Source organism: Nonomuraea sp. NPDC004186 (assembly GCF_053603495.1).
Window position 1 is genome coordinate 1 of the sequence record NZ_JBSGFQ010000205.1, and the last position, 14,690, is coordinate 14,690.

General features: G+C 70.9%; 13 protein-coding genes. 10 read left to right on the forward strand and 3 right to left on the reverse strand.

Going from position 1 to position 14,690, the window contains the following annotated elements; all coding sequences use genetic code 11:
• The 3 genes from ACWEPL_RS62775 to ACWEPL_RS62785 form a co-directional block, all read left to right on the forward strand.
• Positions 1-243: hypothetical protein (locus tag ACWEPL_RS62775; RefSeq protein ID WP_452442410.1), on the forward strand; the 243-nt coding region annotated here is incomplete at its 5' end.
• A complete protein-coding gene (locus tag ACWEPL_RS62780) occupies positions 233-1,291 on the forward strand; it encodes an ADP-ribosylglycohydrolase family protein (RefSeq protein ID WP_452442412.1) in 1,059 nt (352 codons plus the stop codon). The genes ACWEPL_RS62775 and ACWEPL_RS62780, both read left to right, overlap by 11 nt.
• Positions 1,292-1,691: 400 nt before the next feature.
• Positions 1,692-3,146: an MDR family MFS transporter gene (locus tag ACWEPL_RS62785; RefSeq protein WP_363975142.1), complete on the forward strand. Its 1,455-nt coding sequence runs from the start codon at positions 1,692-1,694 to the stop codon at positions 3,144-3,146.
• A gap of 213 nt (positions 3,147-3,359) precedes the next feature.
• On the opposite strand, the gene ACWEPL_RS62790 is transcribed toward ACWEPL_RS62785, so the two are convergent.
• On the reverse strand, positions 3,360-4,124 hold the full coding sequence (locus ACWEPL_RS62790; protein ID WP_452442414.1) for an IclR family transcriptional regulator: 765 nt from the start codon (positions 4,122-4,124) through the stop codon (positions 3,360-3,362).
• A gap of 137 nt (positions 4,125-4,261) precedes the next feature.
• Here ACWEPL_RS62790 and ACWEPL_RS62795 point away from each other — a divergent pair, with 137 nt between their 5' ends.
• On the forward strand, positions 4,262-5,194 hold the full coding sequence (locus ACWEPL_RS62795; protein WP_452442416.1) for a U32 family peptidase: 933 nt from the start codon (positions 4,262-4,264) through the stop codon (positions 5,192-5,194).
• Positions 5,195-5,308: 114 nt separating this feature from the next.
• Here the strand turns inward: ACWEPL_RS62795 and ACWEPL_RS62800 are convergent, their stop codons facing one another.
• Positions 5,309-6,946 (reverse strand): glycoside hydrolase family 53 protein, encoded by a 1,638-nt coding sequence (locus tag ACWEPL_RS62800; protein WP_452442418.1) that lies wholly within the window; start codon positions 6,944-6,946, stop codon positions 5,309-5,311.
• A gap of 92 nt (positions 6,947-7,038) precedes the next feature.
• Here ACWEPL_RS62800 and ACWEPL_RS62805 point away from each other — a divergent pair, with 92 nt between their 5' ends.
• The gene (locus ACWEPL_RS62805) at positions 7,039-7,341 is read left to right on the forward strand and encodes a hypothetical protein (RefSeq protein WP_452442420.1); all 303 of its coding nucleotides are present in this window, start codon (positions 7,039-7,041) and stop codon (positions 7,339-7,341) included.
• A gap of 26 nt (positions 7,342-7,367) precedes the next feature.
• On the opposite strand, the gene ACWEPL_RS62810 is transcribed toward ACWEPL_RS62805, so the two are convergent.
• Positions 7,368-8,240, reverse strand: a complete 873-nt coding sequence (locus ACWEPL_RS62810) for a helix-turn-helix domain-containing protein (protein WP_363975156.1) — start codon at positions 8,238-8,240, stop codon at positions 7,368-7,370.
• 77 nt (positions 8,241-8,317) lie between these two features.
• Here ACWEPL_RS62810 and ACWEPL_RS62815 point away from each other — a divergent pair, with 77 nt between their 5' ends.
• From ACWEPL_RS62815 to ACWEPL_RS62835, 5 genes are all read left to right on the forward strand, one after another.
• Positions 8,318-10,663 (forward strand): beta-galactosidase, encoded by a 2,346-nt coding sequence (locus ACWEPL_RS62815; RefSeq protein WP_452442422.1) that lies wholly within the window; start codon positions 8,318-8,320, stop codon positions 10,661-10,663.
• A 116-nt stretch (positions 10,664-10,779) separates the two neighbouring features.
• The gene (locus ACWEPL_RS62820; RefSeq protein WP_452442424.1) at positions 10,780-12,111 is read left to right on the forward strand and encodes an ABC transporter substrate-binding protein; all 1,332 of its coding nucleotides are present in this window, start codon (positions 10,780-10,782) and stop codon (positions 12,109-12,111) included.
• The gene (locus tag ACWEPL_RS62825; RefSeq protein ID WP_452442426.1) at positions 12,108-13,049 is read left to right on the forward strand and encodes a carbohydrate ABC transporter permease; all 942 of its coding nucleotides are present in this window, start codon (positions 12,108-12,110) and stop codon (positions 13,047-13,049) included. The genes ACWEPL_RS62820 and ACWEPL_RS62825 overlap by 4 nt, the downstream gene beginning before the upstream one ends.
• Positions 13,046-13,876: a carbohydrate ABC transporter permease gene (locus ACWEPL_RS62830; protein WP_357748529.1), complete on the forward strand. Its 831-nt coding sequence runs from the start codon at positions 13,046-13,048 to the stop codon at positions 13,874-13,876. Before ACWEPL_RS62825 ends, ACWEPL_RS62830 begins: the two co-directional genes overlap by 4 nt.
• Positions 13,877-13,885: 9 nt before the next feature.
• Positions 13,886-14,690: cellulase-like family protein (locus tag ACWEPL_RS62835; RefSeq protein WP_452442428.1), on the forward strand; the 805-nt coding region annotated here is incomplete at its 3' end.

The following is a 14,690-nucleotide window of genomic DNA, read 5'->3' on the forward strand; positions in this document are numbered from 1 at the left end:
CGCGACGCCGCCGTCCGGGAGGATGATCTTGGCGGAGCCGTACGCGAGGTCGAGCTCGATGTCCACCACCGGGTGGGTGATGACGGCCTCGGAGACGAACGGTGGCGGGCCCAGGTGGCACGCGTGAGCGGACGATGCATCACCGCCACCGCCGGCACGGACCTCGTCGACCTGGCCGACCGGCTGCACGACGCCGGCCGGCAGAGCTCGGCGCTCAGGGAGGTGGCCGTCGATGGGCGTTGACGCCACCGCCACGCGGGACAATCGTGCGGCCGGCGCCCTGCTGGGGCTGGCCGCAGGCGACGCCGCGGGCCTTCCCGCCCAGTTCCACCGCAGGGCCGGCTCGGCCTGGGCCCGGGCCGCCGGTTGGCGGCTCTCGGCCGCGCTGGACGAACAGCGGGTCTCGCGCCCGTTGCTGCCGTTCACCCTCGGGATCGGGGACGACATCCCGCTGTCCCCCACGGACGACGCCGAGACCGCGGCCATGGCCGCGCTGGTGCTCCTCGAGGCGCCGGGCCACGACTCGGCCGCGCTCTTCGCCGAATGGCGCAAGCGGATGTCGTCCGACGTATGGACCGGCGTCGCCGAGCGCTCCGCGATCATCAACAGCGCCAGGGGCCTGACGCCGCCCGCCACCGGCAACGACAACCCGATGCACTACTCCGACAGCGCCGTTCCCGCCGGAGTGCCGATCGGCCTCTACTACGCCGGCGACCCGGCCGGGGCCGCCGAGGTCGCGCGACGCTATGCCGAGATCACCCACGCCGAGGACGGGGTCTGGGCCGCTCAGGCGATGGCCGTCGCCATCGCGTCGCTGGTCGGCGGCGCCTCCCTCCGCGACGCGTTGCGTGAGGCGGCGGGCGCCTTCCCCGAGAACAGCTGGACCGCCCGCAATCTCGCCAGGGCGGTCGGCGTCCGAGAGTCGGCGCGTACGGCCTTCGACGCCGTCCCCGGCCTGGTCGAGCGGCTCAGCCCGGCCGTGTACAGCCACGGGGGAGTGGCCGCCGAGACCCTGCCCACGGCCTTCGTCCTGGCCGAACTGGCCGACGGCGACCTCGCCACGGCCCTCGGCTCGGCCGCGCTGGTCGCCCGGCAGTCCGACAGCATGCCGGCCATGGTGGGCGCGCTGTGCGGCGCGGCGTCGGGGGCCGCCGCCGTCCCCGACGCCTGGCGCCGGCATGTCGATGAGATCGCGGGGGTCCTGATCCCCGACCTGAAGGGGCTCAGCCTCACGGCTCTTGCGGGTCGCCTGCTGGCCGCGTCCGAGTCGGACGTCAACGAGCCCGGCTGACCCGAACGTTCGGTCCTCGTCCGGGGCGATGAGGCATGGCCCATGACGCCCGGCATGAGCACCGTCGTCGGCATGGCGCGCAGTCCGGCCGCGGACCGCAGGTGGACGACGAGGGGCGGGAACATCCCCCTCGTCGTCCTGACGGCGGCAGATCGACCGCGCCCCGGTTTCGGCGCCGGGATCGACGGGGCGCACGGCGTTCGCCGCAGATCATGGGGCGACACGGGACCCGGGTTAAAAGCGGGTGACATTTCGCATCACGTGCCGGAATGTTGGACGGGGGCGATGAGTTTTGTCGGTGGTGTAGGTCAGTCTGTGTATGACCACGACTACTCGTGAGACCCAAGGCTGGAATGCCGGCCGTGACGACGCTATTTCCGACAACTCTGATAGAGGTACCGTGCCCAGCCCACAGCTCGACTCACCCGCCAAGTCCGCGGCCGCCGGTTCGGGCCGCACCCCGGCCGTGATCCGGCTGCTTGTGCTCGCCACGTTCGTGGTCATCCTCAATGAGACGATCATGATCAACGCGATCCCGCGGTTGATGGAGGCGCTGCGCATCACCGAGCAGACCGCGCAGTGGCTCTCGACCGCCTTCATGCTGACCATGGCCGCGGTCATCCCGATCACCGGCTGGTTCCTGCAGCGGGTGTCCACCCGCAGCGCCTACACGGTGGCGATGGCGTTGTTCCTGATCGGCACGGCGTTGGCCGCCGTCGCGCCGACGTTCGAGGTGCTGCTGGGCGCGCGCATCATCCAGGCGTCCGGGACGGCCGTGATGATGCCGCTGCTGATGACCACGCTGATGCAGGTGGTGCCCGAGGAAGACCGGGGCAAGGTCATGGGCAACGTCACCCTGGCCATCTCGGTCGCGCCCGCGATGGGCCCGGCGATCTCGGGGGTGATCCTGCAGTTCGGGTCCTGGCGCCTGCTGTTCGCCGTGGTGTTCCCCATCGCCGCCCTGATCGCCTGGAGCGGCCTGAAGCGGCTCAAGAACATCGGCGAGCCTAAGCTCAGCACCATCGACTGGTTCAGCGTGGTGACCGCCGCGGCGGGCTTCGGCAGCCTGGTCTACGGGCTCAGCCAGTTCGAGGGCGGTGACGTCCGGCTTGCCGCCGGGATCGTGGCGGCCGGGCTGGTCACCATCGCCGTCTTCGTCTTCCGCCAGCTGTCGTTGCAGAAGCGCGACGTGCCGCTGATGGACCTGCGCACCCTGCGCCACCGCACCTACACCGTCGCGCTGATCCTGATGTCGGTGTCCTTCATGGCGATGCTCGGCTCGATGATCCTGCTGCCGCTCTACCTGCAGAGCGTCCGCGGGCTCAGCGCCCTGGAGACCGGGCTCCTCGTGATGCCGGGCGGCCTGGCGATGGGCCTGCTCGGTCCGACCGTCGGCCGCCTGTTCGACCAGTTCGGCGGCCGGGTGCTGGTCATCCCCGGCGCGATCGGCATCATGCTCTCGCTCGCCGGCTTCACCCAGGTCACGATGACCATGCCGTACTGGCAGATCCTCGGCCTGCACGCGCTGCTGATGGTGAGCCTGGCCGCGACCTTCACCCCGGTGTTCACCCTCGGGCTCGGCGCGGTTCCCCCGCACCTCTACTCCCACGGCAGCTCGATCCTGAGTACCCTCCAGCAGGTCTCGGCGGCCCTCGGCACCGCGCTCGTCATCACCGTGATGAGCGCGCGCGCCGACGCCCTGAAAGCCGAGGGGGTCGCCGAGGCGCTCGCCAACCTCGACGGCATGCGACTGGCGTTCATCCTCGGCGCGGTGCTGTCCGTGGCCGTGGTCATCACCGCCCTGCTCCTTCCCGCCCGGGCGGAACACGCCGTCGAACTGGAGGAAGCCGGTTGATGACGCCGCAACCGGCCCGGCATGACCTGGTCAGGAGGCCGTTTACCGCGACCGACGTCCGATGAGCACGTAACCCGACCCGCCGCAGGGTCGGGTTACGTGCTCCGGGGTGGCGTGTCCTCGACCCCGGCGCCGCCCTTTGAGATGTGAGTCGGCGTGCCTGGCCGATCGTCACCGGCTGCTCCGTGCCGAGAGAGTAGTGCCGTCCACGGATTATGAGCGGTGGCCGAGGCGGTGGGAGAGTGTGGCGGCGCCGGTGCGGACGAGGTCGGTCCACTGCTCTCGGCGCTCGTCGGTCCAGCGGACGGTCGGCACCGAGACGCTCATCGCGGCCACCATGCGGCCACTGTGATCGAGCACGCCGACGGCGACGCAGGCGACCGCTTCGTTGGACTCGCAGTTGTCGTAGGCCACGCCTGCCTGCCGGATCTCCGCCAGTTGTGTGCGGAGCGCGGCGGGTGTGGTGATGCTGTTCGGGGTCATCGGCTGGAGGGGCCGGTCGGGCGGGTAGCGCGTATCGAGTGCGTCCGGGGCCAGGGCGGACAGCAGCATCTTCCCGACCGCGGTGCAGTGCGCCGGGAGCCGGCGGCCGACCGCGGAGACCATGCGTACCGAATGGGTGCTGTCCACCTTGGCGATGTACACCACCTCGGCTCCGTCCAGTATCGCCACGTGCACGCTCTCGTCGCAGGCGGCGGCCACCTCGGTGGCCGCCGCCTGAGCCTGTCTGGCCAGGTCGAGGCGGTCGGCGAAGAGCCCGCCGAGCTCGAAGAGCTTCATGCCCAGCTGATACCGGATCGGGGCGCTCGGCTCGGCGACCAGGTAGCCGCGGTCGACCAGGGTGTTGACCAGCTCGTGGACGGTGGTCCGGGGCAGGTCGAGCCGGGCGGTGATGTCGGAGGCGGCCAGCGCGTCCTCGGCGAGGAACAGCTCGAGGATGTCGAGCGCTCGGTTGACCGCCGGAACCGTCCGGGCCATCGCTGTCTCCTGCTGGTCGGGGGGCGCGGCATGTCCATCGGCCGGCATTGACGACCGCGAGCCGGAATCGTTAGCCTCCGCATGTCGATATACCGAACCTTGTTCGAGATTTCGAACAATACGGGACTGGGAGCGCGATGTCCACCACCCATGAGCTGCTCGTTCGTCTTGGGGTGCCCGCTGACGACGGGTCCACGCCTCCGCCGTCTCCCGGCCGGTTCCCCGACGGGGCCCAATACCGCGTCGAGATCCCCAGCGTGGAGGGGCCGGCCAGCCTCGCCGCTGTCCTGCGCGAGGCACAACGGCTGGACGTCCCGGTCACCCGGGTCTCGCAGGGCAGCGGGGTGGGCCTGCTCACGGACGGCGAGATCACCGACATGGTCGGCATGGCCGCCGACGCCGGGGTGGAGCTGTCGTTGTTCGCCCGGCCGTGTGCCGGCTGGGACACCTCCGCGATGAGCCGCGCGCCCGCCGGGGGTGGCCTGGCGCCGGCGGTGCGCGGGCAGGACCAGCTGGTCGCGGTGGTGGACGAGATCCGCCGGGCCGCTGAGCTGGGCGTGCGCAGCGTTCTGATCGCCGACGTGGGTGTGCTCTCGGTGTTCGGCCGGCTGCGTGAGAGTGGGGAACTGCCCGCGGAGATGCAGGCCAAGATCTCGGTGATGCTCCCGATCGCGAACCCGGCCACCGCCAAGGTGATCGCCGGGCTCGGGGCGGACACGCTCAATCTGCCGACCGACCTGACACTCGCGCAGATCCGCGCCATCCGCGGTGCGGTCACCCAGCCGCTGGACATCTATGTCGAGTCGCCGGACAACCTGGGCGGTTTCGTCCGACACTACGAGCTGCCCCGGCTGGTGGAGCTGGCGGCGCCGGTGTATGCGAAGTTCGGCCTGCGCAATGCCCCGGACATCTACCCGTCGGGCAGCCACCTGGAGTCCACGTCGGTGGCGCTGTCGATCGAGCGGGTCCGCCGCGCCAGGCTGGGGCTGGACCTGCTGGCGCGGGCCGGTTCCGAGGCCGTGTGCTCCGTCGCCGGCGCGGCCGGACTGGCCCTGCCGGTCACCGGCTGACGTCGGGCGGGCCATGCCCGGCGGGGGTGGGCGGGCCATGCCCGGCCGGCCCCGCCGGTCAGCGGCTGATGCCGGGTGGGGCGGACCTGGGAGGTCGTGCCCCACCCGGATCGGTCAGCGCCCGCCGTCGACGTTGTAGCGGTACGCGTCCAGCGCGGGCAGCGCCCTGCCGGTGAAGTCGAACAGGGTCGTGTTGCTGACGAAGTTCGGCTCGCCGACCTCCCAGCCGACCCCGGGCGCCGGGATCATGACCGGGTCCCAGTAGAGATCGCCGATCACGGCGCCGTCGGGCACGCTCTTGAGCGCGGCGAACAGCTCATAAAGGAAGTCGCGCTGCCCGGCGGGAGTCTCCCCGTAGGGCACGGGACCGTTGTCGTGGAGCTGGCCTTCGAGGCCCTCGTGGGTGACCGGGTTCCAGTTGATGCCGGTCTCCATCACCATGATCTTCTTGTTGAACTCCCGGCTGATGGTGTCGAAGAACTGGACGACGGTGGGGATGTCACGGCGGGTCCAGAAGGGGTAGTAGGACGAGCCGATGAGGTCGTACGGGACGCCGAGCCGGTTGAGCAGGCCGAAGAACCAGCGGTACTCGTCGTAGTCGCCGGCATCGGTGATGTGGATGATGACCTGCGTGTCCGGCGACACCTCCTTGGTGGCGCGGTAGCCCGCCTTGAGGAACCGGGCCAGCGCCGGCGCCCCGTCGGCGGTGTAGGAGTAGCCGTAGGGGAAGAGCAGCCCGCCCTGCATCTCGTTGCCGAGCGAGACGAAGGCCGGCGGCGTCCCCTGGGCGGCCATGCGCTGGAGGAAGTACCTGGTGTAGTCGTAGACGTGGCTCTCCAGCTTGTCGACGGCCTGGTCGCGGGGCAGGTCCGTGACGTCGCGCCAGTCCTTGGGGATGTCCTGGATCTCGCCGTTCGTCCAGTAGTCGCTGTAGTGGAACGTCAGCTGGATCCGCATCCCGTACCGCGTGGCGCGCCGGGCGAGGTCGAGGATGTCCTCCTCGTCCTGGTAGCCCTCGGGTAGATAGTGGCCGGGATACCCGACCCGCGGGTGATCGGGGCCGGTGTCGTTGTAGAGGCGCAGGCGGACGATGTCCGTCCCGTTCTCCGCCATGATCTTCAGCGGGTCCTCGCGGCGGCCGCGCCCGTCGTAGTACCGGCCGCCGCTGTCCTCCACCCAGTTGAGCATCGTGATGTCGCCGCCGGCGAGGAAGTCGTACGGCGCTCCGGCGGTCAGCCGCACGTCGTCGAGCCGGGTCCAGCCGCCTTGGGGAGCCTCGGTGCGCAGGCCGATGGTGAGCCGGCCGTGCCGGACCTCGATGCCGCGGACGGTGACGACCGTCCAGGCGGACGACACCGGCACCGCGGTGCGGGCCTGGCCTCCACCGGCCGGCTCGGCGAACAGGTAATTGGCGCGCTGCCCGCCGCCGCTCTGGGCGTAGGCGGTGAGGGTGTAGTGCCCGTCGGGCACGCGCACGGTCTGGGTGGTGGTGACCGTGTAAGCCCGCGTGCCGTTGTGCTGCAACGCGAACGCGCCGGTCCTGGCGGGCCGGGCGATCGTCGCCGCGCCGCGGGTGCCCGCCGCGCGCCAGCCCGGTAACCCGGCCGGCCCGGTGGGAGGGGTCTCGAAGCCGGAGTTGCGGATCTCGGGGGAGGGCGCCGCCTGGGCGACGGCCGGCGCCACGGGCCCGAGCAGGCTGAGGACCAGTCCGGCCGCCAGGCCTGCGCGGACACTCCAACTGGCCATGGGCATCAGGGCTCCTTCGGAACGGGGGGTGAGGGCCCAGTGTGGCTCCCGTGTTTCAGGAGTGTCAACGGATTAATAATATTTTTCAATATAAAAGTATGCTTGTTGAAGGGTATGGTCGCCACCGTCGGCCGGACCTCGCCGGCGGCCTGAAGGTGATCGTCGGCACCCCGACGTACGCCGGCCGCCACCCCGGTGTGATCGGTTTCCAGGTGGACAACGAGATCGGCGTGCACCAGATCGCCGATCCGCACGTCGTCCAGCGGTTCCGGGAGCACGTGACGGAGGCGCTCGGCGCCGGTATGCGTGAGCAGCGCCAGCCGGCGGAGGTGCCGGAGGCCGCCGAGGACGGCGGCACGCTGCGGCTGGGCCCGTGGGAGAGCCGGGTCATCGTGAGGTAGCCCGCGCGACGCGGAGCGGCGCGGGCTCAGCGCGGGCGGTTCCGGTACGCGGTAGGCGCGAGCCCGTGGACGCTCGCGAACTTGCGGGAGAAGTACAGGGCGTCGTCGTACCCGGCCTCGCGGGCGACGGCCTTGACCGCGAGGCCGGAGTGGTCCAGCAGCTCCCGTGCGCGCGCCATGCGGAGCTGCGTCTGGTACTTCAGCGGAGAGACCCCGAGCTGCTCCCGGAAGAGGGCGCCGAGCTGGGACGTGCTCAGGCCGACCATCGCCGCCAGCGAGTCCACGGAGGTGCGCTGGGGCGTGGTCGCGCGCAGGTGCTCGACGGCGCGTTCGACCGGGCTGAGCGAGGTTCCGAGGGGACGGCGGCCGGTGGCGACGACCTGGGCGAGCGCGTTCCACGCCGCGCCGGCGGCCCGTACGAGGCCGCCCGTGGTCCCGGCGTCCAGGCCGTCGATCACCTGGGAGATGAGACTGGCGACGGGTGCGGGATCCCGGAGATGCGTGACGATCCCACCGGCCGCCGCCAGTCCGGCGCTGACGAGGTCGGCGGCGTCGGCGCCCACGGCGTGGAACCACCACAGGGTCCAGGGGTCGGTGTCCGAGGCCCCGTACTCGTGGGCCATTCCGGCGGGCAGGAGGACCGCGTCGCCCCGCTGAACGGCGAAACGTCCATCGCCCGTCTCGACCCATCCCGAACCGTCGGTGCAGACCAGCAGGATGTGCTGTCCGGCGCCGCCGGGCCGGGCCGCTCCATGCCGCGCGGCGCGGAGAAAGATCCCGGTATCGGTGACAAGGAGCCGGTTCGTCACGGGCCGGCCGAGCGCCCTGCGCACCGTGGGCCGGGGGACGACCAGCATCCGTCCGCCGGCGAACCCCTCAGGCAGCGTCGTTTCGTCCATATGAGGCAGTGAAACGCCCATCGGCTCGCCGGGTCAACCAGCCATACGATCGCCCACGCCCCTCTCGAAGGAGAACAATGAACAGCAAGGCCCGCACCGTGCGCGTCTCCCCGCAGCCCCCGCCCCGCCGGGGACACCTCCCGCTGGGGGACGACACGAGGACGTCGGACCGGATCGAGGTCACGAGCCGGTGGCTCGAACGCGGCGGCAAGCCCTGGTTCCCGGTGACCGGGGAGATCCACTACTCCCGCATCCCGCGCGAGCGGTGGAACGAGGTCCTCGGGCACGCGCGCGCCGGCGGACTGGACACGGTGGCGACGTACGTGCTCTGGCAGGCGCACGAGCCCGAGCTCGGCCGGTTCCGGTGGGACGGCAACCTCGACCTGCGGGCGTTCATCGAGCTCGCCGCACGCCACGGCCTGGACGTCGTCGTCCGGATGGGCCCGTGGGCACACGGCGAGGCGCGCCGCGGCGGATTCCCGGACTGGCTCGTCGAACGCGGGCTCAAGACCCGCACCAACGATCCCGCCTACCTGGAGCTGGTCCGCGCGCTCTATGCACAGACGATCAGCCAGTTGGCCAGCCTCACCCACGCCGAGGGCGGGCCCGTGGTGGGCGCCCAGATGGACAACGAGCTGTACGACCAGCCGCAGCATCTCGCCATGCTCAGACGCATCGCCGAGGACCTGGGACTGCGGGTGCCCCTGTGGACCGCGACGGGCTGGGGCGGCGCCCTGGTGCCCGAGACGCTGCTCCCGCTCTACAGCGCCTACTCCGACGGATTCTGGGAGGACTCCCAGACGGAGTGGCCCCGGTTCGCGGCCCACCATTTCCGCTACAGCGAGGTCCGTGACGATCTGACGGTGGGCGCGGACCTGCGCGAGGCGCTCGACGGCATCGTGCTCGACCCCGACGCGGTCCCGCTCAAGGACGACGCCGCGACCCCCTTCGCCACCTGCGAGATCGGCGGCGGCATGCACGTCGCCTACCACCGGCGCCCGCTGGTCACGGCCCAGGACGTCGCCGCGCTCGCCCTGGCCAAGATCGGGAGCGGGTCGATCTGGCAGGGCTACTACATGTACGCCGGCGGCACCCAGCGGGTCGGACCGCACGGCACCGAGCAGGAGTCCCACGCCACGGGCTACCCCAACGACGTGCCGACCCTGAGCTACGACTTCCACGCCCCGATCGGGGAGCACGGCCAGATCCGCCCGCACCACCACCTGCTGCGCCGCCTGCACCTCTGGCTGGCCGGAGAGGGCGCCCGGCTCGCGCCGATGAGCGTCAGCGTGGGCGGCGGCAGCGACGACCCGGGCGAGCTGCGATGGGCCGTCCGTTCGGACGGGCACAGCGGCTACCTCTTCCTGACCACGTACCAGCCGCCCAAGCGGCCGCTCGACGCGCAGAAGGACGTCCAGGTCACGGTGTCGTTCGAGGACGCCGACGTCACCGTTCCGACCAGGCCGCTCGACCTTCCCGCCGGGGTGTCCCTGGTGTGGCCGCTGCGCTACCCGCTCGCCCCGGGGCTCGTCCTGCGCAGCGCCACCGCGCAACTCGTCACCCGGATCACCGACGAGGACGGCGACCTGGTCGTCCTGTCCGCGACCGACGGCGTCCCGGTGGAGCTCGTCCTCGACGGCGATGTCCGGGTCGAGGGGGCCCGGCCCGTCGGCGACACGACGGTGGTGGACGTCGCCGAGCCCGGGACGGAGTGCGTCGTCGACCTGCCCGGCGCGCGCGTCCTCGTCCTCGACGAGGCGAGCGCGAACCGCCTGTACCGGCTGGAGGTCGCGGGCCGCGAGCGGCTGGTGCTGTCCGACGCGCCGGTGTACGCCCTCGACGGCGCCCTGGTGATCCAGTCGGAGGCCGAGCGGTGCGCCGTGGCCCTGCTGCCCGCGCCCGCCCGGCTGACGGCCGACGGCGGCGAGCTCGACGGCCCACGTGGAGAGGGGCTGTGGCGCACCTGGTCGGTGCACGTCTCCGGCGCAGGGGCCCGAACGGTCGCCGCCGACCTGCACCCGAACGCCCCCGCGCCCCCCGACCCGGTGCGCGGCGGGCCAATGGACCGGCTCGGCGCGCCGGCCGACTACTCCGGCGCGGCGCACGTGCGCCTGGACGTGCCGCGTGACGTGTTCGACGGCGCCGACCGCGTGCTGTTGCGGGTGACCTGGACCGGCGACGCCGGCCGCGCGTACGTGGGCGACCGGCTCGTCAGCGACCACTTCTGGCACGGGCGCACCTGGGACATCGACCTCACGCCGTGGCGTGACGACGTCGCCGGACAGGGGGTGCGGCTCGAACTGCTGCCGTGGCGTCGCGACACCGGCGTGTGGGTCGACCCGGCCGTACGGAACGTTCCCGACGGCATCGCCGTCGCCTCCGCGGAGGTCGTGCGGGTGGGCCGCGTCACCTTGCACCTCTAAAAATCGTATCAATGCAAAAAATAGTAGTATTGATTCATTGACACCGGCACCGGCCGCCGAGCATGCTGCTCGACACGCCCCCTGAGGCGAATCCCCCATCCTCGAAGGAGTTCCAGATGACCGACGTATCGCGTCGCGTGTTCCTACGTCGGAGCGGAGCGGTCGGTGGCGGCCTGCTGGCAGCGGGTGTGCTGGCCGCCTGTGGCGGTGAGAGCGGCGGCGGCTCGGCGTCCGTGTCCTCGGGCAAGGTCGAGCTCAACCTGTGGACGCACGACCCGGGCTACCTGAAGACCTTCACCGAGCAGGCCAAGCGCCTCACGGAGGCCCCGGGCGGCCGGTACGACTACACGATGAAGTTCACCAACGCCGACAGCGAGGCGCTGGTGACCCGCATGATCTCGACCGGTGCGGCGGGCCGGGGGACGCCCGACATGATCGGCATCGTGATCAGCGTCTTCCCGCGCGTCATGTCCGGCGGCATCGGCAAGCAGCTCTTCGCCCCGCTGGACGACCTGGCCGCGCCGGTCAGGGACGACCTGCTGCGCAGCGCCCCCTACTCGATCGACGGCACCCTGTACGCGCTGGAGTCCGACACCTGCCTCAGCGTCCTGTACTACCGCGAGGACGAGTGGAAGAAGAACAAGATCCCCGCGGACATCGCCACCTGGGAGGAGCTCGCCGAGGTCGGCGCGAAGCTGCACGAGAAGACCGGCCAGTCGCTCGGCATGGTCTCCACCGGCGACAACACCTCCATCACCAACCAGTTCCTCCAGCTCCTGCTCCAGCGGGGCGGCGGCTACTACGACGAGGGCGGCAACCTCGTCCTCGACTCGCCCGAGGCCGTCGAGGTGCTGGAGTTCATGGCCAAGGGCGTGCAGAGCGGCTTCCTGATCGCGCTGCCCGACCCGTACGGCGCCCCGAACACCGCGGCGCTGAAGAACGGCAAGCTCATCGCGACCGTCATGCCCAACTGGTACAACGTCTACGGCCTCCAGGCGAACGTGCCCGAGCAGAAGGGCAAGTGGAAGATCCGCAACCTGCCGAAGTTCGCGGGCGGCGGCCACATCGCCTCGGCCATGGGCGGCACCGGCTTCGCCGTCCTCAAGGACAAGCCGGGCACCGCCGCCGCACTGGAGCTGCTGAAGCAGACCTACCTCACCCCCGAGGGCCAGCTCCTCCGCTTCCAGATGGGCGGCTTCCTGCCCACCCTCAAGTCGCTCTACAAGGACCAGAAGCTGCTGAGCACCGAGGACGCCTACCTCGGCCAGCGCGTGTTCGACGTCTACACCCCCGCCGCCGCCGACAGCCCGACCTTCTACCAGAACGAGAAGCTCAACACGCTGATCGAGGCGCTGGGCGGGCCGATGCTGGAGACCCTCCAGGGCAAGAAACCCGCCGCCCAGACGATCAAGGAGGCGGCTGCCGCGTACAAGAAGAACGGCGGATGAGCGTGACCGAGGTCCGTGTCTCCCGTGTCTCCCGGAGGCGGATGACGACGCCGCCGCTCACCGCCCACCTCCGGGGGCCCGGCGCCGCACCCTACGTCTTCGTCCTGCCGTTCTACGTCCTGTACGGACTGTTCCTGGTCGTGCCGATCGGGATCGGCGGCTACCTCAGCCTCACCGAGTGGGCGGGCCTCGGCACGCCCCAGTGGGTCGGGCCGGCCAACTACGAGCGGCTGCTGTCGGACGGCAGCTTCCGCACCGCCGTGGGCAACACCGTGATCTACGTGGCCTTCTCGGTGGGCGTGGTCGTCCCGGCCGCGCTGCTGGTCGCCCAGGCGCTCAACACCCGGGGGCTGAAGGGCCGGGACTTCTTCCGGCTGACGTTCTTCATGCCGGTGGTGCTGTCGCCGATCATCATCGCGCTGGTCTTCACCCTGCTCTACGACCGCGAGTACGGCCTGCTCAACGCCGCCCTGCGCGGGTTCTTCGGCTGGGGCGGCATCGACTGGCTGGGCGAGCCGAGCTGGGCCAAGGTCAGTGTGATGCTGCTGGTCCTGTGGCGCTGGACCGGCTACCTGACGATCTTCTTCCTGGCCGGGCTGAAGAACATCCCGCGCGAGTTCTACGAGGCCGCCGAGATCGACGGCGCCGGACGGGTGCGCACCTTCTTCAGCGTCACCGTGCCGATGCTCAGGCCGGTCACCGCGTTCGTCGCGGTGACGGTGCTGGTCGGCACGGCGCAGATCCTGGAGGAACCCATGCTGCTCACCAAGGGCGGCCCCGGCGAGGCGACGCTGTCGGTGGCGATGTTCATCTACCGCGAGGCGTTCACCCGCCAGCAGCTCGGCTACGCCGCGGCGGCCGGGGTGGTCATGTTCCTGCTCGTCTTCGTGCTCGGGCGGGCCGCCAACGCGGTGTACGGCGTGGGGAGGGAGCGATGAAGGCCGCCCCGCGCTCCCGCCGCGGCCTGGTCCACGTCTTCCTGGCCATGCTGGTGGTGCTGTTCGCGGTGCCGCTGCTGTGGGCGCTGAGCTCGTCGTTCAAGCCGCGCGGCGACATCTTCGCCTATCCGCCGCAGCCGCTGCCGATCCCGTTCACCTGGGAGAACTACACCCGGCTGCTGGAGACCCAGCCGTTCTGGGGCTGGTTCCTGACCAGCACGGTCGTCGCGGTGGTCTCCACGGCGGTGTCGGTGTTCGTCTGCGCGCTGGCCGGGTTCGCCTTCGCGAAGTACCGCTTCCCGGGCAAGAAGTTCCTGTTCAACGTCATGTTCAGCTCACTGGCGGTGCCGTTCGCGGTGATCGTGGTGCCGCTGTTCATCATGTTGATCAAGGCCGGGGTCACGAACGTCTACTTCACCCTGATCGTGCCCTGGCTGGCCCCGGCGTTCGGCATCTTCATGATGCGGCAGTACGTCGAGCAGTCGGTGCCCGACTCGATCCTGGAGTCCGCCCGGCTCGACGGGGCCTCCGAGTTCGGCCTGTTCCTGCGGATCGTGCTCCCGCTGCTGCGCCCGGCGCTCGGCGCGCTGGCCGTGTGGAGCTTCCTGAACAGCTACAACAGCTTCTTCTGGCCGCTCATCGTGGTCTCCGACCCGGCCCAGTACACCCTTCCCCTCGGTATCCAGGCGCTCTACGGCGCCGAGAGCCGCCAGGTCGACATGGTGCTCGCCGGCTCGGTCCTGGCGGCCATCCCGAGCCTGATCATGTTCCTGCTGCTGCGCAAGCAGCTGCTCGACGGACTGACGGCGGGGGCCGTCAAGTCCTAGGAGATCCCTGTGACCCCTTCCCGCCTGACCATCACCCTCTGGGACTTCACCTGGTACACGCGCACCGGGCCCGGCGAGCCGTTCGCCGACCTGGACGCGGCCTTCGCCGAGGCCGTGGCGCGCGGGTACAACACGGTGCGGATCTGCGCGATGCCGTACCTGCTGTTCGGCTCCGGCCTGGACACCACGGCGCTGACCTTCAGCCCCTTCGGCGGCTACGGCGGGCGCACCCGCTGGTACGACGTCCGCGAGCGCACCACGCTCGACGGGCGCCACCACCTGCTGGCGCTGTTCGAGGCGGCCCGGCGGCACGACTGCCACGTGATCGTCTCCAGCTGGGAGTTCCAGCAGAGCTCGGTCTTCCTGGACGATCCCTCCTGGTACGAGGCGCTGCGTGCCGTACCGCCCGCCGACCGGGCGTCGGCGCTGGCCACGGCGCTGGCCGACCTGGTGGACTTCCTCGACGCGCACGGCCTGGCCGACCGGATCGCGTTCGTCGAGCTGCACAACGAGATCCAGTCGACCTGGCTCAACGAGGTGGTCGAGCCGGATCAGCCGAAGGTGCTCGGGCTGCGGCCCTACCTGGAGGCGGCGATCGACGCCTTCAAGGCCCGCCGCCCCGAGCCGGTCACCGCCAACTACGCCCGGGTGCCGGTCGGCGAGATGCGCGGCCTGCCGCGCAACGCCGACGTCGGGGTGTTCCACCCCTATGTCTACGGCGTGCTCGACGAGCTGATCGACACCTTCGCCCTGCGGGACCCACCCAGGCGCTGCTCGCCAAGAAGGGCACCGGGGCGACGTCGCTGGCCGACGT

Excerpts from the sequence above, each read along its gene's own strand:
- ACWEPL_RS62780 (WP_452442412.1), top strand. The coding sequence starts at position 233 with ATGGGCGTTGACGCCACCGCCACGCGGGACAATCGTGCGGCCGGCGCC.
- ACWEPL_RS62790 (WP_452442414.1), bottom strand. The coding sequence starts at position 4,124 with ATGGCCCGGACGGTTCCGGCGGTCAACCGAGCGCTCGACATCCTCGAG.
- ACWEPL_RS62795 (WP_452442416.1), top strand. The coding sequence starts at position 4,262 with ATGTCCACCACCCATGAGCTGCTCGTTCGTCTTGGGGTGCCCGCTGAC.
- ACWEPL_RS62800 (WP_452442418.1), bottom strand. The coding sequence starts at position 6,946 with ATGCCCATGGCCAGTTGGAGTGTCCGCGCAGGCCTGGCGGCCGGACTG.
- ACWEPL_RS62805 (WP_452442420.1), top strand. The coding sequence starts at position 7,039 with ATGCTTGTTGAAGGGTATGGTCGCCACCGTCGGCCGGACCTCGCCGGC.
- ACWEPL_RS62810 (WP_363975156.1), bottom strand. The coding sequence starts at position 8,240 with ATGGACGAAACGACGCTGCCTGAGGGGTTCGCCGGCGGACGGATGCTG.
- ACWEPL_RS62815 (WP_452442422.1), top strand. The coding sequence starts at position 8,318 with ATGAACAGCAAGGCCCGCACCGTGCGCGTCTCCCCGCAGCCCCCGCCC.
- ACWEPL_RS62820 (WP_452442424.1), top strand. The coding sequence starts at position 10,780 with ATGACCGACGTATCGCGTCGCGTGTTCCTACGTCGGAGCGGAGCGGTC.
- ACWEPL_RS62825 (WP_452442426.1), top strand. The coding sequence starts at position 12,108 with ATGAGCGTGACCGAGGTCCGTGTCTCCCGTGTCTCCCGGAGGCGGATG.
- ACWEPL_RS62830 (WP_357748529.1), top strand. The coding sequence starts at position 13,046 with ATGAAGGCCGCCCCGCGCTCCCGCCGCGGCCTGGTCCACGTCTTCCTG.